The organism is Variovorax sp. FW301-JW7, from assembly GCF_058788795.1.
This window is the reverse complement of record NZ_JBYTBC010000004.1, coordinates 574,724-598,629: the sequence shown is the minus strand read 5'-3', so window position 1 is coordinate 598,629 and position 23,906 is coordinate 574,724. Positions and strand designations below refer to the sequence as shown.

At 63.5% G+C, this 23,906-nt stretch carries 27 protein-coding genes; 4 read left to right on the top strand and 23 right to left on the bottom strand.

The window, feature by feature from the left end; genetic code table 11:
- The 3 genes from AC3WQM_RS14620 to AC3WQM_RS14610 all read right to left on the bottom strand — a co-directional run bounded on the left by AC3WQM_RS14620 (window position 1) and on the right by AC3WQM_RS14610 (window position 3,597).
- A complete protein-coding gene (locus AC3WQM_RS14620; RefSeq protein ID WP_492679617.1) occupies window positions 1-1,086 on the bottom strand; it encodes an NAD-dependent epimerase/dehydratase family protein in 1,086 nt (361 codons plus the stop codon).
- 14 nt (window positions 1,087-1,100) lie between these two features.
- Window positions 1,101-2,384: a Vi polysaccharide biosynthesis UDP-N-acetylglucosamine C-6 dehydrogenase TviB gene (tviB, locus tag AC3WQM_RS14615; protein ID WP_492679615.1), complete on the bottom strand. Its 1,284-nt coding sequence runs from the start codon at window positions 2,382-2,384 to the stop codon at window positions 1,101-1,103.
- A 139-nt stretch (window positions 2,385-2,523) separates the two neighbouring features.
- Window positions 2,524-3,597 carry a polysaccharide biosynthesis/export family protein gene (locus tag AC3WQM_RS14610; RefSeq protein WP_492679804.1) on the bottom strand — a complete coding sequence of 358 codons (1,074 nt, stop codon included), beginning with the start codon at window positions 3,595-3,597 and terminating at the stop codon, window positions 2,524-2,526.
- A 752-nt stretch (window positions 3,598-4,349) separates the two neighbouring features.
- Between AC3WQM_RS14610 and mscL the strand changes: the two genes are divergently transcribed.
- Window positions 4,350-4,781 (top strand): large conductance mechanosensitive channel protein MscL, encoded by a 432-nt coding sequence (gene mscL, locus AC3WQM_RS14605; protein WP_139701059.1) that lies wholly within the window; start codon window positions 4,350-4,352, stop codon window positions 4,779-4,781.
- A 22-nt stretch (window positions 4,782-4,803) separates the two neighbouring features.
- Here the strand turns inward: mscL and pdxA are convergent, their stop codons facing one another.
- From pdxA to AC3WQM_RS14590, 3 genes are read right to left on the bottom strand one after another with little or no spacing between them, the layout of a single operon-like run.
- On the bottom strand, window positions 4,804-5,844 hold the full coding sequence (gene pdxA, locus AC3WQM_RS14600; RefSeq protein WP_492679613.1) for a 4-hydroxythreonine-4-phosphate dehydrogenase PdxA: 1,041 nt from the start codon (window positions 5,842-5,844) through the stop codon (window positions 4,804-4,806).
- Entirely contained in the window at window positions 5,841-6,614 is a 774-nt protein-coding gene (locus tag AC3WQM_RS14595; protein ID WP_070059915.1) for a Nif3-like dinuclear metal center hexameric protein, read from the bottom strand. Before AC3WQM_RS14595 ends, pdxA begins: the two co-directional genes overlap by 4 nt.
- Window positions 6,611-7,963 (bottom strand): MFS transporter, encoded by a 1,353-nt coding sequence (locus AC3WQM_RS14590; RefSeq protein ID WP_492679611.1) that lies wholly within the window; start codon window positions 7,961-7,963, stop codon window positions 6,611-6,613. The genes AC3WQM_RS14595 and AC3WQM_RS14590 overlap by 4 nt, the downstream gene beginning before the upstream one ends.
- A 292-nt stretch (window positions 7,964-8,255) precedes the next feature.
- On the opposite strand from AC3WQM_RS14590, the gene AC3WQM_RS14585 reads away from it, so the two are divergent.
- A complete protein-coding gene (locus tag AC3WQM_RS14585; protein ID WP_492679609.1) occupies window positions 8,256-9,416 on the top strand; it encodes a S1C family serine protease in 1,161 nt (386 codons plus the stop codon).
- 110 nt (window positions 9,417-9,526) lie between these two features.
- Here the strand turns inward: AC3WQM_RS14585 and tatC are convergent, their stop codons facing one another.
- The 9 genes from tatC to AC3WQM_RS14540 all read right to left on the bottom strand — a co-directional run bounded on the left by tatC (window position 9,527) and on the right by AC3WQM_RS14540 (window position 14,440).
- Complete coding sequence (gene tatC / locus AC3WQM_RS14580) at window positions 9,527-10,345, bottom strand: twin-arginine translocase subunit TatC (protein ID WP_492679607.1); 819 nt, start codon at window positions 10,343-10,345, stop codon at window positions 9,527-9,529.
- A gap of 73 nt (window positions 10,346-10,418) precedes the next feature.
- Entirely contained in the window at window positions 10,419-10,880 is a 462-nt protein-coding gene (tatB, locus tag AC3WQM_RS14575; protein ID WP_062471652.1) for a Sec-independent protein translocase protein TatB, read from the bottom strand.
- A gap of 19 nt (window positions 10,881-10,899) precedes the next feature.
- A complete protein-coding gene (gene tatA, locus AC3WQM_RS14570) occupies window positions 10,900-11,148 on the bottom strand; it encodes a Sec-independent protein translocase subunit TatA (protein ID WP_062471655.1) in 249 nt (82 codons plus the stop codon).
- 65 nt (window positions 11,149-11,213) lie between these two features.
- Window positions 11,214-11,573 carry a histidine triad nucleotide-binding protein gene (locus AC3WQM_RS14565; protein WP_062471658.1) on the bottom strand — a complete coding sequence of 120 codons (360 nt, stop codon included), beginning with the start codon at window positions 11,571-11,573 and terminating at the stop codon, window positions 11,214-11,216.
- The gene (locus AC3WQM_RS14560; RefSeq protein WP_099795316.1) at window positions 11,563-11,952 is read right to left on the bottom strand and encodes a DUF4870 family protein; all 390 of its coding nucleotides are present in this window, start codon (window positions 11,950-11,952) and stop codon (window positions 11,563-11,565) included. The genes AC3WQM_RS14565 and AC3WQM_RS14560 overlap by 11 nt, the downstream gene beginning before the upstream one ends.
- A 25-nt stretch (window positions 11,953-11,977) precedes the next feature.
- Window positions 11,978-12,370 carry a phosphoribosyl-ATP diphosphatase gene (locus AC3WQM_RS14555; RefSeq protein ID WP_492679605.1) on the bottom strand — a complete coding sequence of 131 codons (393 nt, stop codon included), beginning with the start codon at window positions 12,368-12,370 and terminating at the stop codon, window positions 11,978-11,980.
- The gene (gene hisI, locus AC3WQM_RS14550; protein ID WP_095743771.1) at window positions 12,367-12,756 is read right to left on the bottom strand and encodes a phosphoribosyl-AMP cyclohydrolase; all 390 of its coding nucleotides are present in this window, start codon (window positions 12,754-12,756) and stop codon (window positions 12,367-12,369) included. Before hisI ends, AC3WQM_RS14555 begins: the two co-directional genes overlap by 4 nt.
- Before the next feature lie 42 nt (window positions 12,757-12,798).
- Entirely contained in the window at window positions 12,799-13,584 is a 786-nt protein-coding gene (gene hisF, locus AC3WQM_RS14545) for an imidazole glycerol phosphate synthase subunit HisF (RefSeq protein ID WP_095743770.1), read from the bottom strand.
- A gap of 22 nt (window positions 13,585-13,606) precedes the next feature.
- A complete protein-coding gene (locus AC3WQM_RS14540) occupies window positions 13,607-14,440 on the bottom strand; it encodes a D-hexose-6-phosphate mutarotase (protein WP_492679603.1) in 834 nt (277 codons plus the stop codon).
- A gap of 132 nt (window positions 14,441-14,572) precedes the next feature.
- Between AC3WQM_RS14540 and AC3WQM_RS14535 the strand changes: the two genes are divergently transcribed.
- Entirely contained in the window at window positions 14,573-15,880 is a 1,308-nt protein-coding gene (locus AC3WQM_RS14535; RefSeq protein ID WP_062471672.1) for a dicarboxylate/amino acid:cation symporter, read from the top strand.
- Between the two features lie 11 nt (window positions 15,881-15,891).
- The gene (locus AC3WQM_RS14530) at window positions 15,892-16,806 is read left to right on the top strand and encodes an amino acid ABC transporter substrate-binding protein (RefSeq protein ID WP_492679601.1); all 915 of its coding nucleotides are present in this window, start codon (window positions 15,892-15,894) and stop codon (window positions 16,804-16,806) included.
- A gap of 60 nt (window positions 16,807-16,866) precedes the next feature.
- Here the strand turns inward: AC3WQM_RS14530 and AC3WQM_RS14525 are convergent, their stop codons facing one another.
- From AC3WQM_RS14525 to hisA, 8 genes are all read right to left on the bottom strand, one after another.
- Window positions 16,867-17,922, bottom strand: a complete 1,056-nt coding sequence (locus tag AC3WQM_RS14525; protein WP_492679599.1) for an aromatic ring-hydroxylating oxygenase subunit alpha — start codon at window positions 17,920-17,922, stop codon at window positions 16,867-16,869.
- Window position 17,923: 1 nt separating this feature from the next.
- Window positions 17,924-18,559 (bottom strand): acetyltransferase, encoded by a 636-nt coding sequence (locus tag AC3WQM_RS14520; RefSeq protein ID WP_492679597.1) that lies wholly within the window; start codon window positions 18,557-18,559, stop codon window positions 17,924-17,926.
- Window positions 18,556-19,320, bottom strand: coding sequence for an SDR family NAD(P)-dependent oxidoreductase (locus tag AC3WQM_RS14515; RefSeq protein ID WP_492679595.1), 765 nt, complete (start codon window positions 19,318-19,320; stop codon window positions 18,556-18,558). Before AC3WQM_RS14515 ends, AC3WQM_RS14520 begins: the two co-directional genes overlap by 4 nt.
- Entirely contained in the window at window positions 19,317-20,375 is a 1,059-nt protein-coding gene (locus AC3WQM_RS14510; protein WP_492679593.1) for a ketoacyl-ACP synthase III, read from the bottom strand. Before AC3WQM_RS14510 ends, AC3WQM_RS14515 begins: the two co-directional genes overlap by 4 nt.
- Before the next feature lie 6 nt (window positions 20,376-20,381).
- Complete coding sequence (locus AC3WQM_RS14505; RefSeq protein WP_492679591.1) at window positions 20,382-20,612, bottom strand: acyl carrier protein; 231 nt, start codon at window positions 20,610-20,612, stop codon at window positions 20,382-20,384.
- Window positions 20,613-20,622: 10 nt separating this feature from the next.
- On the bottom strand, window positions 20,623-21,642 hold the full coding sequence (locus AC3WQM_RS14500) for a ketoacyl-ACP synthase III (RefSeq protein WP_492679589.1): 1,020 nt from the start codon (window positions 21,640-21,642) through the stop codon (window positions 20,623-20,625).
- A 278-nt stretch (window positions 21,643-21,920) separates the two neighbouring features.
- Window positions 21,921-23,093: an AAA family ATPase gene (locus tag AC3WQM_RS14495; RefSeq protein ID WP_492679587.1), complete on the bottom strand. Its 1,173-nt coding sequence runs from the start codon at window positions 23,091-23,093 to the stop codon at window positions 21,921-21,923.
- A gap of 20 nt (window positions 23,094-23,113) precedes the next feature.
- Window positions 23,114-23,857, bottom strand: a complete 744-nt coding sequence (gene hisA / locus AC3WQM_RS14490; RefSeq protein WP_489058963.1) for a 1-(5-phosphoribosyl)-5-[(5-phosphoribosylamino)methylideneamino]imidazole-4-carboxamide isomerase — start codon at window positions 23,855-23,857, stop codon at window positions 23,114-23,116.
- Window positions 23,858-23,906 lie beyond the last annotated feature (49 nt).

The following is a 23,906-nucleotide window of genomic DNA, read 5'->3' as shown; positions in this document are numbered from 1 at the left end:
CTACCTTGAATTCCTGACGTACCAATCAAGGGCTTCGCCTATGCCTTCGGCTATTCGATGCGTCGGGGCATACCCCAGCAACCGTTGGGCCTTTCCGATGTCAGCCTGACTGTGGCGCACATCGCCTGCTCTAAAGTCGCGATGCACCGGCTCGACAGTAGGCCCCACCCCGTGAGGAACCAACCCATCGCGAAGCAGAGCAAACAATGTATCAAGCGTTGTGCGATCGCCAACAGCGACGTTGTAGATCTGGTTTACGGCTTCCAGATTTTCAGTGGTCGCCGCAAGCAAGTTAGCTTGAATAGCGTTGGCCACATAACAAAAATCTCGGCTGGTTTCGCCGTCGCCATTGATAAAAACGGACTCGCCTTTCAGTAACGCCGCCGCCCATTTGGGAACAACGGCAGCATACGCACCATTGGGGCTCTGACGTTTGCCGAACACATTGAAGTAACGCAGCCCAATGCTGTTGAAACCGTAGCAACGGGAGAACACGTCGGCATAGAGTTCATTGACGTACTTGGTGACGGCATAAGGGCTAAGGGGCTTGCCGATGGTGTGTTCGACCTTCGGTAGCCCCGGATGGTCTCCATAGGTGCTACTGCTGGCGGCATACGTAAAACTCTTCACGCTGGCATCGCGCGCAGCCACCAGCATGTTCAGGAAGCCACTGATGTTGGTGCCATTGGTCGTGATAGGGTCGGCCAGGCTTCGCGGGACGCTGCCAAGGGCGGCTTGGTGAAGAACGTACGCCACCGGTTCTCCGCGCTCTACCGACGACACATCAGCCTGTGGAAAGACCATCGCATGCTTGCAATCGTCGAGGTTGCGGATGTCACCCTCAATGAAATGAAAATTGGCCCATTGCCCGGGCGTGACCAGAGCTTGAACCTCAGCTAGGTTGCGTTGGTGGCCGGTGGCGAAGTTGTCGAGACCCACTACGCGTTGGTTCAGCTTGAGCAAGCTCTCAAGCAGGTTGCTGCCAATGAAGCCAGCCACGCCGGTGATGAGCCACGTCTGGGACTCTGTGACCAGACGAGCGCGAAGTCTGTCGTAGGCTGATGGGACAAGACTGGGTTGATTCACGATGCCTACCCCGCTCACAGCCGACCGTCTGCAGTGCCCAAGGGCAACAGACTTTTTACATCGAATAGCACGACATTGGGTTGGCCCAGCGCCTTGATGCCCGCTTCACCCAGTGCCACGAACTGATGATGGCCCACGGCCAGAACGATGGCGGCGTATTGTCCGGAGACAGGCATCTCGGGCAGGCACCGCAGGCCGTACTCATGCTCGGCCTCGGCTACGTCGATCCATGGATCAAACACGTCGACCTGCGTGTTGTAGCCTTTCAAGGTCCGCACGATGTCCACCACCTTGGTGTTACGCACGTCCGGGCAATTTTCCTTGAAGGTCAGCCCCAGCACCAGCACTTTGCTACCCAAGACCGGCACGTTCTTACGCAGCATCAGCTTGATGACTTCGTCCGCGACGTGGCTCGCCATGTTGTCGTTGATGCGGCGACCGGCCAAGATCACCTCGGGGTGATAGCCAACCTCGACCGCCTTGTGGGTAAGGTAGTACGGGTCCACGCCGATACAGTGCCCCCCCACCAGTCCCGGGCGAAAGGGCAGGAAATTCCATTTGGTGCCGGCTGCTTCCAGCACTTCGAGCGTGTCGATGCCGAGCCGGTGAAAAATGAGGCTCAGCTCATTCATTAGCGCAATATTCACGTCCCGCTGTGTGTTCTCGATCACCTTGGCGGCTTCGGCGACCTTGATGCTGCTGGCCTTGTGGGTACCAGCGGTGATGATCTGTTGGTACAAGTGATCGACGACCTCGGCTACTTCCGGTGTGCTGCCGCTGGTCACCTTCTTGATACTGGGCAGGCGGTGCTCCTTATCACCGGGGTTGATGCGCTCGGGGCTGTAACCGCAGAAGAAATCCACATTGAACTTCTTGCCGCTGAACTTTTCGAGAACCGGAACACACACCTCCTCGGTGGCGCCGGGATACACCGTCGACTCGAAAATCACGATGGAACCTTCTCGCATCACCTTTCCAACGGTTTCGCTGGCCCTGATCAATGGTGTCAAATCGGGCCGATTCGCGTTGTCAATCGGCGTGGGGACAGTCACGATGAACACAGAGCAATCGCGGAGGTCATCGGCATGGGAGGTGAACGCCAGTTGGACGGCCTCCTTCAACTCCTCGCTCGTCGTTTCCAGGGTACGGTCATGCCCCCCTTGCAACTCTGCGATGCGTTTGGCATTGATGTCGAAGCCGATCACCCGGCGCTTCTTGCCGAACTCCACCGCAAGAGGAAGGCCCACGTAGCCGAGGCCGATGATCGCGATGGGTTGAGTTGATTGAATGACTTGCATGTTGAAAACACCGGAGACAAAAAATTGGCGACAGACCCTGATAGGAGCCATGCCGCCGCACCGCTTTCGCGGCCGCTGACTTCAAAGCCGGCAGACTCGTGATGCGAACCCCGAGAACTCGGCCTTGGTCCAAACTTGTTTAGCGATGCCTGACGTAGACCTCGCTCGCGTTGTTGACCACCGTAGCGGATGGCAGGATCAAGCTGACCACGCGGTTCCACTTGACCAGCGGCACAGGGTCGACATACACGACGTCTTGCGACTGCAACCGGAACTGGCTCGCCAATGCCATCGTCGCTGGGTTCTTGGCGTTCAGGTGGAAGATGGCCGGTGCGCCGGTCGCGCCTTGGCGAATCACGTAGATCTGGCCGGCGTTGGCGGTGGATGTCATCGGCCCCCCCGCCTCGCCCAAAGCCTCGCCCAAGCTCAAGCGGCCATTGCTGCGCATGGACAGGGCGACAGGCGCCATGATTTCACCCATGACGAAGACCTTGGAATCTTCCCGGTGCGCCACACGAACGGTGTCACCGTTCTTCAGAGGAATGCTGTTTCCGTCGTAGCCCGCTTCGCGCAACCGGGTCATGTCGATGGGAACCGAGCGACCGTCGCGGATCAGGGTGATGGCCGACTGGTTGGCGTTCGACGTCATCCCGCCAGCGCGGTTGATCGCTTCGCTCAGTGTCATGGGCACGTCGGTGAAGATCTGCGAGCCCGGGGTGCGCACTTCACCCTCCAAATAGGCGCGACGGCTTCGGAAGGACTGGATGCGCACCGTCACCTGCGGGTCACGGACGTGCGGCCGCAAGAGCTTGCCGATCAGGTCGGAAGCATCGCCTTCACTCAAGCCTGCTACGCGCACACGGCCGATATAAGGAAAGGCAATCTCGCCGTCAGCATCGACGATAAAGCCCGGTGCCACCTGCACGCCGGTCGGGTCGGCAGACTGCGAAATCACGGCCCCCGCGTTCGGCAGCAGTTCCGGGTGGTCGTACACGATCACGCCCACGACGTCGCCTGACCCGATGGTGTAGCGAGCCCCTTTACCGAACAACGCCTGCACGTCAGGCGGCACCCCCTTCGGCGACACCTCCGCCAGCGTGCGCACCAGCGCCAGCGAGATCGGGGTGATTTCACCCTCAGGCGCTTCGTCAGGAAGGTACCGAAACTGCGACGGCAACTCGCCGCCCGCTTCGTAAGGCTCCACCGAGCCCATGCCGGGCACCACGGCGCAGCCCTGGAGCAACACCGCGCCGGCAAGCGCTACCCACGCGAGGGCTTTCGCATCTCTTCTCAATTCAGGTCCCTTGAAAGTCAGTCAGTCGTATCAACAACGAAGCGGCGAAAGAACGGCAATTCCCGGAGGCATGCAAGGCTCGCACATCCGCTCTTTTGTATCGCGCTTCTTTTTCAAACACTTGTGATCGCCACCACTACGCGGCACCATTTATGTAAAAATTTGAACAGCTATAGTCGCGCTGAAACTGGCAAATTCAGGCAACAAAGGTGCAGAATTCATCGCGGGGTCACGCAAGAATCTGGCGCACCCAGGGCGAATGCGCTCTGACAGACAGAAGTCTTGAAGGTCGATTTCGCGCGGCCGCTCCCCACTGCTCCCCTCTCATCGTACCAGTGCAGTGCACTGTCAATGGGGCTTTGCCTGCGTTCCAGGATGCTTCCGGAATGCCCGCACTGCGCCGTTTTGCCTTCTTTTCGAGAGCAAAACACGGCGTATCCAGCCGCTTCTACCCATCCCGCGAAATTGGAAACAAGACGTTCCAAAGCGTAGTCGGCAAGGTTTAGCTACGGAGACTGGGTACCCTCCGTCCGCTCCAGGCAGGAGCCGCCAGCGGTCATGCCTCAGTTGCGGTCCCGCATCACCCGAGGCGCCGCCCGTCTTGGCCTCCCGCTTCCGCAGGCATACTGGCACCCCTTTCAACAGCAGGTCTTCAGCACCCTTTCTGAATCATGAGCATCCTCAGTGAATTCAAGGAGTTTGCCGTCAAGGGCAACGTCATCGACCTCGCCGTCGGCGTGATCATCGGGGCGGCGTTCGGCAAGATCGTCGACTCGCTCGTGGCCGACATCATCATGCCGCTCGTGGGCATGGTGTTCGGGAAGCTCGACTTCTCGAACCTCTACGTGATCCTGGGCACGGTGCCGCCGGGCGTGGCGAACACGCTGGCGGAGCTGAAGAAGGCCGGCGTGCCGGTACTGGCGTATGGCAACTTCATCACGATTGCTGTCAATTTCGTGATCCTCGCCTTCATCATCTTCATCATGGTCAAGCAGATCAACAAGCTGCGCAAGACCGAAGAGGCCGCCCCCGCAGCACCGGCCGCCACGCCGGAAGACATCACGCTGCTGCGTGAGATCCGCGACAGCCTGAAGCGCCCCTGAGCTTTTCTTACTGGCCGCGCGCTCAGGCGCCGGCCAGCGTTCGCGCCATGCGCAGCGCCTCGACGAGGCTCGAGGCATCGGCCACGCCCTGGCCCGCAATGTCGAACGCCGTGCCGTGATCCGGGCTGGTGCGCACCAGCGGCAGCCCGAGCGTCACGTTCACGCCCTTCTCCACCCCGAGGTACTTGACCGGGATCAGACCCTGGTCGTGGTACATCGCGATCACCACGTCGAACTCGCCGCTGGACGGCACGCCGGCCTTGGCGCGCGCGCGCATGAAGACGGTGTCGGGCGCATGGGGCCCGTGGGCGTCGATGCCCTCGGCGCGTGCGGCCTCGATGGCCGGCGCGATGACGGTGCGCTCTTCCGAACCGAACAGGCCGCCCTCGCCCGCGTGCGGGTTGAGCCCGGCCACGCCGATGCGCGGCGGCCGGCCGAGCGCATGGGTCAGCGCGCGATGGGTAATGCGCAGCGTGTCCAGCACGCCGTCGAAGCGCACGGCCTCGATGGCGTCGCGCAGCGACATGTGGATGCTCACGAGCACGGTGCGCAGTTCGTCGTTGGCCAGCATCATGCGCACGGGCACATCGGCCACGGTGCGGCCCAGGTGGGCGGCGGCCTCGGCCTGCAGCAGCTCGGTGTGGCCGGGGTACGGAAAGCCGGCCGCGGCCAGCGCTTCCTTGTGCAGCGGTGCGGTGACAAGGGCCGAGATCTCGCCGCGCAACGCGGCGCGCGCGGCCCACACCACGCAGTCGCCAGCGGCACGCCCGGCCTCGGCGCTGATGCGGCCCTGCACGATGCCCTTCGGCGGCGCAATCACCTGCAGCACCGGGATGCACCCCGGCGGCACGGCAGCCGCTTCAGCGACGCTGGCGATCTCCACGACAGGCCAGCCCAGCCGCCCCGGCGCCGCGAGCGCCTGCGAGGCATTTCGCAGCGTGCCGACGTCGCCAGCCACGAACGCACCGTGCACCGCATCGGGCGCGTCACGGAAGGCCTTGGCAATGATCTCGGGGCCGATGCCTGCCGGGTCACCGAGCGTGATCGCGATCGGCGCCTTCATGCGGGGTTGTCGATGTCGATGAACTCGTGCTTCAGCCCGAGCTGCGCCGCCACGTGGGCGGCCACGGCCTGCGCGCCGTAGCGCTCGGTGGCGTGGTGCCCGCAGGCCAGGAAGGCCACGCCCAGCTCGCGGGCGTAGTGCGCCTGCGGCTCGGAAATCTCGCCGGTGATGAAGGCATCGGCGCCGGCCGCAATGGCGGCCTCGAAGTAGCCCTGGGCGCCGCCCGTGCACCAGGCGACGTTCTTGATCGGGCGGTGGGCCGTGTCGACCAGCGTGACGGGGCGCTTCAGCACCTTCTCGACATGGGTCGCCAGGGCCTTGGCGCTGGCGAAGTTCTCGCCGTTCTCGCGCGCGCCCAGGAAGCCCAGCTCCTGCTCGCCGAAACGCCCGGCCGATCCCGGGTGCGCCACGAGCCCCAGCTGCAGGCCGAGCTGCGCGTTGTTGCCCAGTTCGGGGTGCGCGTCGAGCGGCAGGTGGTAGGCGAACAGGTTGACGTCGTCGCCCAGCAGCAGGCCCAGGCGCTGCTTCATCCAGCCGGTGACGCAGCCGTCCTGGCCGCGCCAGAACAGGCCGTGGTGGACGAAGATGGCATCGGCCTCGGCGTGGATCGCGGCCTCGATCAGCGCGCGGCTGGCGGTCACGCCCGAGACGATCTTGCGGACCACGGTGCGCCCTTCGACCTGCAAGCCGTTGGGTCCGTAGTCCTTGAAGCGCCCGGGGGCCAGCAGCAGGTCGAATGCGTGAAGCAGTTCGTGGCGTGTGGTGCTCATCGCGACATTGTCGCGCTCCCAACGCCCGCTGCACTACCGCGCACCGGGTGGCCGCGTGCGGCCAGGGGCCACAGGGCCAGCAGGAAGCCCAGCGCCGCCAGTGCGGCGACGTAGTGCGCCGGCGCCATGGTGTCGTGCTGCAGCCAGAGCGTGAGGATCACCGGCGTCAGGCCGCCGAAGACGGCATAAGACATGTTGTAGGCGAACGAAAGCCCCGTGAAGCGCACCGGCGCCGGAAAGGCGCGCACCCCCGCGATCGGCACCGTGGCGATGGTGCCCACGAAGAGGCCCACCAGCCCGTAGTGCCAGAACAGCGTGGCCGGCGTGCCGGGCAGCCCGGTGTAGAACAGGTAGGCAGTGGCAAAGAGGCCGCCCCAGCCGATGAGCATCACGGCGCGCGTGCCGATGCGGTCGCTGGCCCAGCCGACGATCACGCAGCCGATGGTCAGGGTCAGCGTGGCGAGCGCGTTGGCTTCGAGCGCCAGCGCCGCCGGAATGTGGTGCACCTTCTGCAGGTAGGTGGGCGTGTACAGCACCACGACGACGATCGCGGCCGACAGCACCCAGGTCTGCAGCCCCACGTACACGCTCGCCAAGCGGTGCTCGCGCAGCACGGTGCGCAGCGGCAGTTCGCGGGCGACCGTCTTGCGGCCAGCCAGTTCCTTGAAGACCGGCGTCTCGTGCAGGAAGCGGCGCAGGTAGACCGAGAACAGCCCGAACACGCCGCCCAGGATGAAGGGAATGCGCCAGGCGAAGTCGTGCACCTGCACGGGCCCGTAGTAGCGGTTGATGGCCACGGCCACCAGCGAGCCCAGCAGGATGCCGCCGGTGATGCCCGAGGTCAGCGTGCCGATGCCGAAGCCGTAGCGCTTGGCCGGCACGTGCTCGCCCACGAACACCCAGGCGCCGGGCATTTCGCCGCCGATGGCCGCGCCCTGCAGCACGCGCATGGCCAGCAGCAGCAGGGGCGCCGCGACGCCGATGCTCGCGTAGGTGGGCAAGAGGCCGATCACCAGCGTGGGCGCCGCCATTAGGAAGATCGACAGCGTGAACATGCGCTTGCGCCCCAGCAGGTCGCCGAAGTGCGCGATGACGATGCCGCCCACGGGCCGCGCGAGGTAGCCCGCCGCGAAGATGCCGAAGGTCTGCAGCTGGCGCAGCCAGTCGGGCATGTCGACGGGGAAGAACAGCGCGCCCAGCACGGTCGCGAAGAAGACGTAGATGACGAAATCGTAGAACTCGAGCGTGCCGCCGAGTGCGGACAGGGCCAGGGTCTTGTAGTCGCGCGCATCGAGCGTGCGCGCCGGAGCGGGCGTGGCGCCGTCCGTGTAGGTAGCTTCTGAGGTCATGGCAGGCAGGGGTATCGTGGCCGCTCGCCTGCCTTGAACCGGATAGGGGCAGAGCGTGGCACGCCGACGAAAGGATCGCCTGGCCGCGTCCGCCGGGTAGGCGGCGCGGAAGGCCTGAGGGGGCGATCCGGGTCGGATCGCCTGCCGATACTAAGGGTTAGCCCGTATTCACGCCCCGCAGGCCGCGCAATCTCGATCCTGCCGCGCGGTCTATGGCACCAGGCCGGTTGAGGGACAATTGCAACCGGCGCCCTCTTTCAGCGCTTTTCCAACGCTCTTTCTTCAAGCTTTCATGAAACGCACCTGGCTGCTCTTTGCCCAAGCCGTGACCGTCCTGCTGGCGGCCTACTTCGTCGTCGCGACGCTCAAGCCCGAGTGGATCCACAAGCGCTCGACCTCGCTGGGCGGCGTGGTGTCCATCGTGGAAGCGCCCAGCGGCGCGCCGGCCGTGCCCGCCGCGGGCAGCCTGAGCGCGGCGGCCAAGAAGGCCTCGCCGGCGGTCGTGAGCATCAACACCAGCAAGGCCGCGCAGCGACACCCGCGCAGCGACGACCCGTGGTTCCGCTTCTTCTTCGGCGACCAGGCCGACCAGCCCCAGGTGGGCCTGGGCAGCGGCGTCATCGTGAGCCCCGACGGCTACATCCTCACCAACAACCACGTGGTCGAAGGCGCCGACGAAATCGAGGTCACCCTGAACGACAGCCGCCACGCGCGCGGCAAGGTGATCGGCACCGACCCCGACACCGACCTGGCCGTGCTCAAGATCGAGCTCGACAAGCTCCCGGTGATCGTGCTGGGCAACTCCGACGAGCTGCTGGTGGGCGACCAGGTGCTGGCCATCGGCAACCCCTTCGGCGTCGGCCAGACAGTGACCAGCGGCATCGTCTCGGCGCTGGGCCGCAACCAGCTGGGCATCAACCAGTTCGAGAACTTCATCCAGACCGATGCGGCCATCAACCCCGGCAACTCGGGCGGCGCGCTGATCGACGTCAACGGCAACCTGCAGGGCATCAACACCGCCATCTACTCGCGTTCGGGCGGCAGCATGGGCATCGGCTTCGCCATCCCGGTGTCGATGGCCAAGATCGTGCTCGAGGGCATCGTGAAGGAAGGCCAGGTGCGCCGCGGCTGGATCGGCGTCGAGCCGAGCGACCTGTCGCCCGAACTGGCCGAGACCTTCGGCGTGAAGGCCGACGCGGGCGTGATCATCACCGGCGTGCTGCAGAACGGCCCCGCCGCCAAGGCCGGCATCCGCCCGGGCGACGTGATCACCTCGGTGGGCGAGAAGAAGACCGACAGCGTGCAGGCCCTGCTGACCGCCGTGGCCGGCCTGAAGCCTGGCGACACCTCTCGCTTCGCGCTGCAACGCGGCACCGACAAGATGGAACTGGACGTGACGCCGGGGCTGCGGCCGAAGAGCCCGATCCGGCAGCAGTTGCCCAACAACGAATAGGCGAAGCAACGCAAGACGCGGCCGAGGCCGCGGAAGGCAAAAAGAAAGCGGCCCGAGGGCCGCTTTCTTTTTGGGCAAGCCGCCGGGGCGGAGCCGATCGATCCGGGGGATCAGGAACTGCCGGAAGACCCCGACCCTGCGCTCTCTTCCTCACCCTCGGGCGCTTTGCCGGCCCCCGCGAAATAACGCGCCCCGATGATGCCCACCTCGTACAGCAGGCACATCGGCACCGCCAGCGCGAGCTGCGACACCACGTCGGGCGGCGTGAGCACCGCGGCCACCACGAAGGCGATCACGATGAAGTAGCCGCGGAACGAGCGCAGCTTCTCGATGGTGACCATCTCGAAGCGCACCAGCAGCATCACCACGATCGGCACCTGGAAGGCCACGCCGAAGGCGATGTACAGCGACAGGATGGCCTCGACGTAGGACGAGATGTCGGGCGTGGCCGCCACCGCCGCGGGCGTGAACTTCTGGATGAAGCCGAACATCTTGTCCAGCACGAACAGCTGCACGAAGGCGATGCCGCCGTAGGCCAGCGCGCTGCCGAAGAAGATCAGCGGCAGCGCAAAGCGCTTTTCGTGGCTGTACAGGCCCGGCGCGACGAACATCCAGGCCTGGTACATGAGCCAGGGCAGCGCCAGCAGCACGGCCGCCATCATCAGCACCTTGAGCGGCACGAAGAACGGCGAGAACACGCCGATGGCGATCAGCTTGGCGTCCGGCGGCATGTGCGCGCGGATCGGCATGGCGATGATGTCCATGAGCCCGCCCGGGCCGGGCCAGATCGCCAGCAGGATGCCCGCGACCACCAGGCCGTAGACGCAGTACAGCAGCCGGTCCCGAAGCTCGACCAGGTGCTGCACGAACGGCTGCTCGGTGCCCGCCAGCTCGTCTTCTTCTTTGTTCTTGTTGTCGGAATCGGCCATGGGAGAGGAAAAAGCGTGGGAGAAGACACAGGCGCACGGAGCGCCCGGGAACGCCGCGGGGCGTGCGCGTGCGTCAGTTGATCTTGTGGGGGCGGAAGCGGGCGACCCGCGCCGCGCCCGACAGCGCCTTGGTACGCACGCCGTTGCGCGCCTTGTACCAGTTCGGCGTGGCGCCCTGCTTCAGGCGCCAGTTCTTGCGGGGATGCCTGTATTCGGGCACCGCCTGCTCGGGCTCGGCCAGCGCCGACAGGGTGTCGCCGGACGCGCCGGAAAACTGCTTCTCGAACTCGCTGGCGCCGGTGTGGATGCTGTGCTCCACGTCGCGCGCCGCGTCCTCGACCGTGGTCTTCATCTTGCGGAGCTCGTCGAGCTCCATCGAACGGTTGACTTCGGCCTTGACGTCGTTCACGTAGCGCTGTGCCTTGCCGAGCAGGGCGCCCACCGTGCGTGCAACGCGCGGCAGCTTCTCCGGCCCGATCACGATCAGCGCCACGACGCCGATGAGCGCCAGCTTCTCAATGCCGAGGTCGATCACGGATGTGTGCCTGCGGTGCTCAGGACTTCTGGCGCGCTTCGACGTCGATCGTCGACTTGTCGCTGTTGGCCGGCTGGCCGGTCACTTGCTGCGTGGGGGCCGACGTGGTGGAGGCATCGGGGGAGGCCGAGCCGTCCTTCATGCCGTCCTTGAAGCCCTTGACGGCGCCACCGAGATCCGAACCCATGTTCCGCAGCTTCTTGGTGCCGAAGATCATGACCACGACGAGCAGCACGATCAGCCAGTGCCAGATGGAAAAAGAACCCATGGAGAACTCCTAAGAATGTGTCCGATTTTAGTCGGGGGGAATGTGACAGTTTGGCTTAACCCTGATCAGCCGCGAAGCCAAGGCCGGGGGCCGCCCATGACGTGCACATGGAGATGGTGAACCTCCTGCCCGCCTTCGGCGCCGGTGTTCACGACGACCCGGTAGCCGCCGTCCGGATAAGGCCGGCAACCCTGCTCCAGCGCCAGCTGGGGGGCCAAGGTCATGATCTTGCCCATGAGCGCCGAATCCTCGGGCGTGAGCTGTGCCATCGAGGCGATGTGCTTCTTGGGCACCAGCATGAAATGCACGGGCGCCCAGGGGGCGATGTCATGGAAACCGAACAGGTCGTCGTCTTCGTAGACCTTGCGCGAGGGGATCTTGCCTTCGATGATTTTGCAGAAGACGCAGTTCGGATCAGATGACATCTTTGGGTTCCATGGGACGGCTGTCGTTCATGCGGATCATGCCTTTCACGATCCGGTAGAGGAACCACAGCGAAATCAGGCTCCAGGCGATCCAGCCCGGCACGAACAGCAGCAGCCAGAGCCACGAGGTGACGATGTACAGCAGGCCGGCCCACAGCACCGAGCGGATGCGCCAGCTGAAGTGCGAGGCCTGCCAGGTACCGGCCGCGTCGTCGCGCTTCACGAAATCGATCAGCAGGGCGATGAGCAGCAGCAGCACGGAGGCCTGCGCGCCCGGCACGACCGCGCCGATGGCCACGATCAGGTGCAGCACGTAGCTGACCCAGCCCCAGGTCTTGAGGGAGTCGTCGGGTTCCACGTTCACGATGTCATTGGCCATGGTCGATGCCCTTTCAATCGATCAGTCAGTCGTTGGAAGCTTCGCGGGCCTGCACCTTGCGCAGGGCTTTTTCCTCGATGCCGCTGGTGCCTTCGCGGCGCTCGAGCTCCGCGACGACGTCGGCTGGCGAGAAACCGTAGTGGGCCAGCGCCACCATGGTGTGGAACCACAGGTCGGCCACTTCGTTCACTATTTTCGAGCGGTCGCCGCCGTGGTCGGCGTCCTTGGCGGCCATCACGACCTCGGTGGCTTCCTCGCCGATCTTCTTGAGGAAGGCGTCGGGGCCCTTGTGCAGCAGCCGGGCGACGTAGCTCTTTTCGGGGTCACCGCCATTCGCGGGCAGACGGCTTTCGAGCACCGCGGCCAAGCGGGCGAGCGCGTCGGAGGTGTTGTTGGCGTCGTTCACTATGGCGGTCATTTGTAGATTGACTCAGGGTCTTTCAAGACCGGCTCGACCACGGTCCACTGGCCCTTCTCGTACTTGCTGAAGAAGCAGCTGTGGCGGCCGGTGTGGCAGGCGATGCCGGGCTCGTGGCCGAGCTGGGTCACCTTGAGCAGCACCACGTCGTTGTCGCAGTCCAGGCGGATTTCGTGCACGGTCTGCACGTGACCCGACTCCTCGCCCTTGAACCACAGCTTGCTGCGCGAGCGGCTGAAATACACCGCGCGGCCCAGCTCGGCGGTCTTTTCGAGCGCCTCGCGGTTCATCCACGCGAACATGAGCACGTCGTTCGTGCCTTGTTCCTGGGCGATCACGGGCACCAACCCGTTCGCGTCCCATTTCACTTCATCAAGCCAATTCATGGGGATATTGTCGAGGATGGGAAAAGACCCTTCCGGTCCCGCTCAGGCGTCGATGCGCACGGGAATCCCGCGCTCGGCCATGCGCGCCTTGGCCTCGCCCACGGTGTGCTCGCCGTAGTGGAAGATGCTCGCGGCCAGCACCGCGTCGGCGCCGCCCTTCTGAATGCCGTCGGCCAGGTCGTCGAGGCTGCCGACGCCGCCCGAGGCGATCACGGGCACGTTGACCGCGTCGCTCACGGCGCGCGTCAGGGCCAGGTCGAAGCCGCTCTTGGTGCCGTCGCGGTCCATGCTGGTAAGCAGTATCTCGCCCGCGCCGCGGCGCGCCATCTCGGTCGCCCACTGCACCACGTCCAGGCCGGTGTTCTTGCGCCCGCCGTGGCTGTAGACGTCCCAGCCCGCGCCGCGCGTGGCGGCGTCTTCGGGGCTGCGGCGCTTGGCGTCGATGGCGACCACGATGCACTGCGAGCCGTACTTCTGGGCCGCGTCGCTGATCACCTGCGGATCGGCGATGGCGGCCGAGTTGAAGCTGGTCTTGTCGGCGCCCGCATTGAGCAGCCGGCGCACGTCGGCCACGGTGCGCACGCCGCCGCCCACGGTCAGCGGAATGAAGACCTGCGAGGCCACCGCCTCGATGATCGGCAGGATCAGGTCGCGGCCGTCGCTGGTGGCCGTGATGTCCAGGAAGGTGAGTTCGTCGGCACCCTGCGCGTTGTAGCGCGCGGCGATCTCGACCGGGTCACCGGCATCGCGCAGCTCGAGGAAGTTGACGCCCTTGACGACGCGGCCGCCGGTGACGTCGAGGCAGGGAATGATGCGTTTGGCAAGCATGGGGTGGTGAACCAGAGAGAAATCAGAGAACGCAAAGCTGTTGCCAGCCCTGCCATTGGGCACCGGGAGCCAGCACGACGGGTTCGTCGATGCGGGCCGCCTCGACGCACAGCATGTGGCGGAAGCCCTCTGCGGGCATGTCCGCGAGTGTCGCACCGAGCACGGCACCGGGGTTCCAGACCACGGTTTCGGTGCAGGTTTCGCTCTGGGTGATTTCGAGCGTGCCGCCAGGCTGCACCAGCCGCAGCGGCTGGGCCGGGGCGGTGTAGACGCTGTCGAACTCGGCATCGAACTGCAGCGCGGCGGCGGTTTCGGTCTGGCGCACGTCGCGCACCGCGTCCCAGCGGGCGGCGCCCTGCAGGCCTTCGAGGCGCACGGCGGCGATGTCGTCCACGCGCAGGTAGGTGTGCAGCGCGGCCGAGAACGGCCAGGGCGCGTCGCCGGTGTTGGTCAGGGTGAGCGCGGTGCGCAACTGGCCGGCGGCGAGCGTGGCGTCCATCCGGGCCTCGAAGGCATGCGGCCAGAGCCGGCGGGTGGCGTCGTTGTCGCGCAGCACCAGCCGCAGCGTGTCGGGCGCGCCCGATTCCTCGCGAATCCAAGGCAGATTGCGCATGAAGCCATGCTTGGGGAGCATGCCGCGCTGGTTGAACTGGGGGCAGCACAGGGGAATGCCGCCGCGGATGGCGGTTTGGCCGTCAAAAACGGCCTTCGGACTCAGATACAGTCGCTCCCCACCGCGGGCCGGGGCCCAGGAAAGCACCTGGGCGCCATGCAACGCCACCGTCAGCGTGCTGCCATCGGCCGCCACGGCGTGCAACGCCGGCTGGCCTCGAAACTCGATCGAGCGGATATCCATGTGAGGAATTGTAGGCAGCCGCCGCATCCTGGCAGCGGGCCATTGCGTGCATCCGCCTTTCTTGGATACCCTGTGCCGGGTCGGTCCCGTGCACTCGAAAAGAACCACTCTCACACGACAAAGGGGATACGCATGAAGAAAAAGCTGCCCATGGCCGCCTGGATCCTGATCGCCATGGTGCTCGGCATCATCGTCGGTTACATGATCTTCACGAGCTTTCCCGACAAGAAGGCCGCCAAGGAGATCGCGGACTACGTCTCCATCGTCTCCGACGTCTTCCTGCGCCTGATCAAGATGCTGATCGGCCCGCTGGTGTTCTCCACGCTGGTGGTGGGCATCGCGCACATGGGCGACGCCAAGTCGGTCGGCCGCGTGTTCGGCAAGGCCATCGGCTGGTTCCTCACGGCCTCGCTGATCTCGCTGGTGATCGGCCTGGTCATGGCCAACCTGCTCAAGCCCGGCGAGAACCTGGGCCTGCCGCTGCCCGACATCGGCGCCTCGGCCAACCTGGCGACCAACAAGTTCACCTTCAAGGACTTCGTGAGCCACACGGTGCCCAAGTCGTTCGTGGAGGCGATGGCCAACAACGAGATCCTGCAGATCGTGGTGTTCTCGATGTTCTTCGGCGTGGCGCTGGCCTCGCTCGGCGACAAGGCCAAGACGCTGGTGGCCGCCATCGAGGAGCTGTCGCACGCCATGCTCAAGATCACGGGCTACGTCATGAAGCTCGCGCCGCTGGCGGTGCTGGCCGCCATGGCTGCCACCGTGGCCGTGAATGGCCTCGGCATCCTCATCAAGTTCGCCGTGTTCATGCGCGACTTCTACCTGGGCCTGTTCGTGCTGTGGGGCGTGCTCATCATGGCCGGCCTGCTGTTCCTGGGGCCGCGCGTGTTCAAGCTGCTGGTGCTCATCAAGGAGGCGTTCCTGCTCTCGTTCGCCACCGCGAGCTCCGAAGCCGCCTACCCGAAGATCCTGCAGGCGCTCGACCGTTTCGGCGTGAAGCGCAAGATCTCCAGCTTCGTGATGCCGATGGGCTACTCGTTCAACCTCGACGGCTCGATGATGTACTGCACCTTCGCCGTGCTGTTCATCGCGCAGGCCTACGACATCCACATGCCGATCAGCACGCAGATCACCATGCTGCTGATCCTGATGCTCACCTCCAAGGGCATGGCCGGCGTGCCGCGCGCCTCGCTGGTGGTGATCGCCGCCACGCTGAACCACTTCGACATTCCCGAGGCCGGCCTGCTGCTGATCCTGGGCGTGGACACCTTCCTGGACATGGGCCGTTCGGCCACCAACGCGGTGGGCAACTCCATCGCCACGGCCGTGGTCGCCAAGTGGGAGGGCGAGCTGCTGTCCGAGAGCGACGCCGAGGCCAACGCCAAGGTGCTCGACGAGGAAGCCGCCGCCACCCTCGCCCACCCGGCGCACGCGTGAGGCGCCACGCCATGACGCGCATCATCACGCTGCCCTCCGCCGTCGCCGCATGGCTGCTGGCGGGCGTGGTCCTCGCCTTGCCGACCGGCCCCGCGCAGGCGCAGGAGCTCCTTACCGGCACGCTGGCCAAGGTGCGCGAGAGCGGCACCATCGCCATCGGCCACCGAGAGGCCTCGGTGCCTTTTTCGTACCTCAATGCGCGCAAGGAACCGATCGGCTATTCCATCGAGCTGTGCCGCGCGCTCGTCACGGCCATCGAGGACACGGTCAACAAGAGCCTCACGATCAAGTGGGTGCCCGTCACCTCCGACTCGCGCATCGACGCAGTCGTGAGCGGGCAGGTCGACCTGGAGTGCGGCTCCACCACCAGCAACCTGGAGCGCCAGAAGCGCGTGGCCTTCTCGCCGACCATGTTCGTCTCGGGCACCAAGGTGCTGGTGAAGAAGGGCGCGCCGATCCAGTCGTTCCGCGACCTGGCCGACAAGAAGGTGGCCGTGACGGCCGGCACCACCAACGAGAAGACGCTGCGCGACCTGTCGCAGAAGTTCAAGCTCAACATCGAGCTGAAGGTGGCGCGCGACCATGCCGAGTCGTTCGCGCTCGTGAAAGAAGGCCAGGCCGACGCCTTCGCCACCGACGACGTGCTGCTCTACGGCCTGATCGCCCGCGACGCCGCCAAGGCGCAGTACGAGGTGGTGGGCGACTTCCTCTCCTACGACCCGTACGCGGTCATGTACCGCAAGGGCGACCCGCAGCTGAACAAGGTGGTGATCGACACCTTCCAGGTGCTGGCGGAAGACGGCGAGATCCACCGCCAGTACAAGCGCTGGTTCATGCGCAAGCTGCCCTCGGGGGAAAGCCTCAACCTGCCGATGAGCGCGCAGCTGGAAACGATCATCCAGACGATGGCGGTGAAGGCGGAATAGGCGGCACGATCACGTCCGATGCGAGAGCCTCCGAGAGGCACTCCTCGCCACCGATGTCATTCATGCGTCCAAGGTGACGGGACAGCTTGGGGTCGCCTCCGCGACCTTGTGCGCAAGATGCTCGCGACATGAAAGTCTGAAGTGATCGATCTTTGCTTCACTATCGGCGGGAAACCGCAACGGTGCAGGCGACCAAGTCCGGCTAGGTACGCGTCTGCAAATCTCGTGATCTTCCTCAAATACTTTTCGATTCATCTGCGCAGTGGAATCAAAAAAAGAACCAAGCACCTGTTCGCTTTTTTCATCGACCAAGTGCGTTCTCAACAGCCGGCTGCTGAATAACGTCGCTCCATCCTGTGCCGGAAAAAAGTGCTGCACTGAGTAGGAATAACCAAAAGTCGAAGAGATCATGACGAACGGGAACAAATAAATACTCATATACCCGTCGTATGCGAAATCTATAAAAAAGAACCTCTTCAATCTCTCCAGCTTACGATGCAAGGAAGCGTTTGCAATAGGTGCATACCACACCGAATTCAAACCAAAAAATTCGTTGCGCCCCTCTTCCAGCTCCAAGGAAGCGAGCGTTGTCGGATGCACCATGGAGATGTGATATGGCTCCAATGCGTTTTCAACCGCAATCTGCCAACCGCACTCATATGGATATTGATTGACATCCAACAGACTCGAAACATTGAATGAAATGTTCTCGAGTAGCTCTGCTACACCGCCAAGCTGCTCATAGAGCGAGAGACGGGGCTCCATTGCGACAAAAACAAAATCACCGCACCATTCGAGTTTGAAACGACGTAGCTGAGCCTCCCCGACATCGCATCCGGCAAACCCTTCGACATGAGGAACGATGATCCGGCCAGCAGTCCATGTCCAGCCATGGTACTTGCAGGTTGCCGGTTGATTGCCATGCGCCCCATCGAACATGATTGCACCGCGGTGCGGACAATGATTGTCGAATGCGACAAGATCGACGCCGTCATTGAAGACAACGATGTCGCCAACTGCGGTGCTGAACTTGAAATAGTCCCCCGGCGACGGTAGCTCTTGCCGATGACATATCAGGTGCCAATACTCCTTGATGAGCGATTGATCGAGGTTCATCTCAGAGCTTTTTTGCAGGTGCCGCGAACATCGTCACATCATCTCGAACATTGCGCATGACGATTGCACCCGCGCCGATCCTAGCGCGATCGCCGATTCGCACACCTGGCAATGCCTTGGCACCGGACCCGAAGAAGCACGCCTCGCCCACGCTCACGCCCCCTGTCAAATCCACATGTGCACTCAACGTCGATCCGTCGCCCACAGTGGCATCGTGCCCAACGCTGCTGAATCCGTTGATCGCGACAAAATCGCCGACTCGAGCGTCCGCTGAGATCAGGGCATATGGGCACACCACCACGCCCTCTCCCAGAAGAGCGCTTCTCGCCAGCACGGCCGAAGGGTGCACAACTGTTGCAAACACGCCGCCCCGCTCCTTGAGCTCATGCGCGACGCGCAGTTTCACAACGGGATCACCGATGCTCATGACGAGAAGCTCGCCATCTTCGGGTCGATAGTCATCGGGGGTACCTCGATAAGACAACCCATACGCAAATCCATCAAGCGCAGTCGGGTCCCGATCCAGGAAGCCAGTCAACGCTGGCAATCTACCAGCCTGGGTCGCATCTTCCACCCAGTTGACGAGTTCACGACCGAAACCACCTGCTCCCACGAGAGTCAAGCGCTTGGCGTTCATTTGCAAAGGTAGCCTCCGTCAACAACCATCGTAGTACCTGTAACCCATCGTGAGGCTGGCCCGAGAAGAAATACAGCAGCCTGCGCCACGTCTTCTGGATTGCCAAACCCCAAGAGGTGGCTGCTCTCATAGTTTTGCACCACGGACTCTACTGCTCCCTGCATCAAGCGATCGTGCATTGGCGTTCGAACAGCACCTGCCGCTAACGAATTGACCCGAATTTTCCGGGGCGCAAACTCGCATGCGGCGGAGCGCACAAGTCCATCGACCGAAGCCTTGGCAGCGGAGTAGGCGCTCATGCCGACTTGACCCGACGCTCCCGCAACAGAAGACATGAAAACGATCGATCCACCATCGACCATAGCCCCTTTTTGCGAAGCGGCGCGAGCGATCCCCATCGCGGCAAAGAGCGATCCTCGAAGAATGCCCTCGAGATGAGCCTGCTTGGTCATGCGCAGCGGCCGGACGAACTCAATGCCCGCCGCATGGAAGACTCCAGTAAACGCGCCTCCCGCATCAACCAACTCCTTGACCCACGCGGCAACACCGTCCGCCTCCTGAAAGTCACATTGACCAATCTCATGAGGTCCGCCTGCCAATGCCTCGACGGCCGAAGTCAATCGCGAGACATCCCTTCCTGCCGCGACGATGGTCGCACCACAAGAGGCCAACAATTCCGCCGTCGCCTTCCCGATCCCTGAGGAAGCCCCAGTGACGAGATAACGCTGGCCGGTCAATGATTGATGGTCGAACACGTTCATTTTTCGATGGTATCGATGACTCGAAGAGGCCCCACATCAATCGATGCAGATGCCCAGGAATAACCCACTCCGAATCCGAGCATAGCGATCTTCTTTGAATCGTTAAGGAGCTCGTTGCGCAAGCGCGTGGTGAGAAGAAGAGGAATCGACGCGGAACTCGTGTTTCCAAACTCGTCGATATTGAATGGTGCTTTCTCGACTGGAAGCTTGGATTTCTTCACCAGATGCTTGAGCATGAACAAGTTCGCCTGATGAAAGAGATAGAAATCGTGCTCGACTCCATCTGTCTCGGCCAGCTCACGCGTACGTGCTACCAATGCCGGCACCGCGCGCAACGTGAAATTGAAGACTTCCCCGCCATCCATGAAAAGGCAGAGAGGGTCTCTGTTCGCCAGTCGCGGATCTTTGCTGGTGGCCACGTAGTCCTTGTACGCACCCGCAGGAACGATCAGATTCGCTGCTCCGCGCCCATCTGACCCCAAGATGAAACGAGCCTCCGCCACATCGTCAGAAGCCTCCAGCGCCGTGACGGTACCTGCATCTCCGAACAACAGGCTGGTTGCCCGATCTTGCGGATCGATGATCTTGCTGATCGTGTCCCCGACAGCCAGGAGCACACGCCGCGCCGCGCCCGATTGGATCATGGTCATCCCCAGCCATAGCGCATAGGGGTAACCCGAGCACCCCAGATTGACATCGAAGGCAATGCAGCCTGCACTGATGCCGAGGTCTGCCTGAAGTACGCAAGCAGTCGCTGGAAGGCGGTAGTCTGGTGTTTGAGAAACAAATATGAGGGCATCCACCGAATCCGGTTGCCACTCGAGTTTTTTGAGCAAATCCATGCCTGCGGTGTGACACAGATCCCGGGTGCTTTCCCCCGGCTCGACCCAACGGCGCGACTGAACGCCGATCATCTTGATCACATCCGCGACACCGTCCGCCCCGAACTTAGCGTGAAAGTCGTCGTTACCCAAGCTTCGCGAGGGGACGCAACTGACAATGCCGACGATCCGAGCTCCGTGTGTGATGGCCTCACGACCGATTGGGGACTGCACGGTAGATCAGGCCTTCTGAGCCGCAGTAATCAAGGCCTCGATATCGCCTACCGTCTGGCATTCGGCGAGCGCTTGACCGTTGAGCGAAGCCCCAAAGCAATCGTCAACCAATGCGATGGTTGAAACGACAGCCAAAGAGTCCCAGGCGATTTCGGCTTCCTGCAAAGCGAAAGCCGAGCTGATGGCCGAAACTTCGACCTCAAAAATTTCGGCCATACCATCATAAAAAGCACTCACCAAAAATCTCCTAAAGAGTCAAAAAACACGCGGACCACGAATAGCCGACACCGAATCCAATCAGCATCAGACGCTTGCGGCCAACAAAGAGCCCCTGCTCGCGCATAGCCAGCAAGGTAAGAGGAATCGTGGAGGACACCGTGTTTCCAACGTCCTCCACATGAATTGGCATCTTCTCGGGAGGTAGTTTCATCTTCTTTCGCAACGCCTCGAGCATGAAGCGATTGGCTTGATGAAGCACATAGAAATCCACTGCTTCCCGCGACAGATTCGCCTTGGCAAGCAATGCATCCGCTGCTCGAGGGACTTCTCTCAATGAAAAAGACATCACCTCCGCACCGTTCATATAGAGGTTGTCTTTGGACCGCACATTGCCCGATGTGTCAGTTGTTTCCGTCGAGGTCTCAGCCGACGACGGCTGACGAAATCCACCAGCCTCGACAATCAGATGCTGGCCGCCGCTTCCATCGGTTCCAAAAACGAATGGGCCAATAGAAGACTCCCTGTCATCGGTTGCAACGATCGCAGTCGCAACGGCGGCATCGCCAAATAACGTCCTGACGCTCTTATCGAGCGGGTGGATGTACTTCGAATAGGTATCTGCGGTCAGCAGCAATACACAACGAGCAGCGCCTGTTTCGATCAGACCTTTTGCCAGAGAAAGACAATAGACGAAGCCCGAACAGCCCAGGTTGACGTCGAGTGCACCGATGCTTGTTGCAAGACCCAGTCGATCTTGCAATAAGCAAGCCGTGGTAGGAAGTACGTGATCTGGTGCCTGAGTGCACAGGATTAGAAAATCCACATCTCTCGCGCCAATGAGCCCTTGGGCAAACAGCTTTCTCGCAGCCTCGAATGCCAAGTCACCCGCCGTTTCACCTATAGCAGCGACACCACGAGTCCTGATCCCCGTTTTCTCGTAAATCTTTTCTGCGGTCCACCCTGGATACAGGCGCTCCAACGCGTCGTTCTCGAGAACGCCTTCCGGAAGGTAGCTCGCCATATCTGCAAGCTTTGCAATAGCAGTCATAAAGTTCCGCGATCCGTGCTGTTTGAACCGTGCAGGGGAGCTCCACCTTACAGTCGGATTCTTGAAAATCAGTGAACAGGAATACGGCAGCCAGTAGAACGATAGCCCTGCAAATTCAGCAGGACGAGGCCGTTTGCCGCAGAGGCATTGTACGGATGGAAGTCGCAGTTAACTGCACTAACGGCGCCGGAAACATTTCCTCGCATATTTCGAGCAGGATGCGTAATGTGTCCTTGAGACCATGAAAGCTGGCTAGACAAGCCCGAGAGCCATCAATCTCAACGCGTCGGCCACTCCCAGCGCGGAATCTCGCTCATGTCGAGGTTCGCGATGCGGGTCTCGCCGAAGCGCTTTTCGAGCACCACCGGCTGCAGGCCCTCGCTGTCGTCCAGGGCGGCGATCAGGCGCGCCGCGTGCGACACCACGATCACCTGCGACGACCGCGCGGCCTGCGCGATGAGGCGGCCGAGCGCGGGCAGCAGGTCGGGGTGCAGGCTGGTCTCGGGCTCGTTGAGCACCAGCAGCGCGGGCGGCCGGGGCGTCAGCAGCGCCGCGATCCACAGCAGGTAGCGCAGGGTGCCGTCCGACAGTTCGGCGGCCGTCAGGGGCCGCAGCAGGCCGTGCTGGTGCATCAGCGTCTCGAAGCGGTCGCCGTTCGCCTGCACCTCGATGCGGGCGCCCGGGAAGGCATCGTCCACGGCGCTGTCGAGCGCCTCGCCGTCGCCGATCTCGCGGACGGTCTGCAGCGCGGCGGCCAGGTCGGCGCCGTCGTTGGCGAGCACGGGGGTGTAGGTGCCCAGCTGTGGCTGGCGCGCGGGCGCCTCGGCGTCCGAGCGGAAGTGGTCGTAGAAGCGCCAGGAGCGCATCTGCTCGCGCAGCGTGAGCATCTCGGGCGCGTCGCGCGGGTCGGCGTGCTCGGTCATCATGCTGGCGAAGGCCGGGATCGGCCGGCCGGCGGCCTGCCAGCCCTTGCCGTCGCGCAGGCGCAGCGCGGCGCCCTTGCGGTCGACCAGGTGCGTGGAAGGACGCGGCAGCGGGCCGCTCCAGATCGCCTCGTGCTTGATCTGCGGGTCGTGCGAGAAGGCCGAGAACGGGATCGGCGGCGGCAGGCCGATGTCGATGGCGTAGCCGAAATCGTCGGTTTCAGCGCCGGCGAAGCCCAGCTTCAGCGCCACCGGCTCGCTGCGCGTGGTGCCCTGCACCGGCTGTTCGCCGCGCAGCATGGCCGCCGAAAAGCGCTCGGGCCCGGCCCACAGCGTGGAAGACAACCCGCCCTCGCGCACCAGCGAGCGGATCACGCCGCCGTTGGCGATGTCGGCCAGCAGGCGCATCGCGCGGTACACGCTCGACTTGCCGCTGCCGTTGGCGCCCGTGACCACCGTGAGGCGGCCCAGCGGCACCGTCAGCTGGCGCAGCGAGCGGTAGTTGGCGATGGCGAGCGCGGAGAGCACGCGCCGCTACGGCAAAGGCGTCAGGCGCCGGCCAGCGCGTCCGCGCGCGCCTGGGCGGCGGCGAAGTCGAGGTCGCCCGAGTAGATGGCGCGGCCGCAGATCACGCCCTCGACGCCCTCGGACTCGACCGCGCAGAGCTGGTCGATGTCGGCCATGTTCGAGAGGCCGCCCGAGGCGATCACGGGGATGGTCAGCGCCTGCGCGAGCTTGACGGTGGCGTCGATGTTGATGCCCGAGAGCATGCCGTCGCGGCCGATGTCGGTGTAGATGATCGATTCGACGCCGTAGTCCTCGAACTTCTTGCCCAGGTCGGCCACCTCGTGGCCCGTGAGCTTGCTCCAGCCGTCGGTGGCGACCTTGCCGTCCTTGGCGTCCAGGCCCACGATGATGTGGCCGCCGAAGGCGCTGCAGGCATCCTTCAGGAAGCCGGGGTTCTTGACCGCGGCGGTGCCGATGATCACGTAGCGCAGGCCGTCGTCGATGTAGCGCTCGATGGTGTCGAGGTCGCGGATGCCGCCGCCGAGCTGCACGGGGATGTCCTCGCCGACTTCCTTCAGGATCGCCTTGATCGCTGCGTGGTTCTGCGGCTTGCCGGCGAAGGCGCCATTCAGGTCGACCAGGTGCAGCCGGCGCGCGCCGGCCTGGACCCATTTGCGGGCCATGGCGGCGGGGTCTTCGCTGAAGACCGTGGATTGGTCCATGTCGCCCTGCTTGAGGCGAACGCAGTGGCCGTCTTTGAGATCAATGGCGGGAATGAGGAGCATGGAAGTGACGCGAGTGTGCGAAAGCCGGGCTGCGAACGGTGCGGCCCGG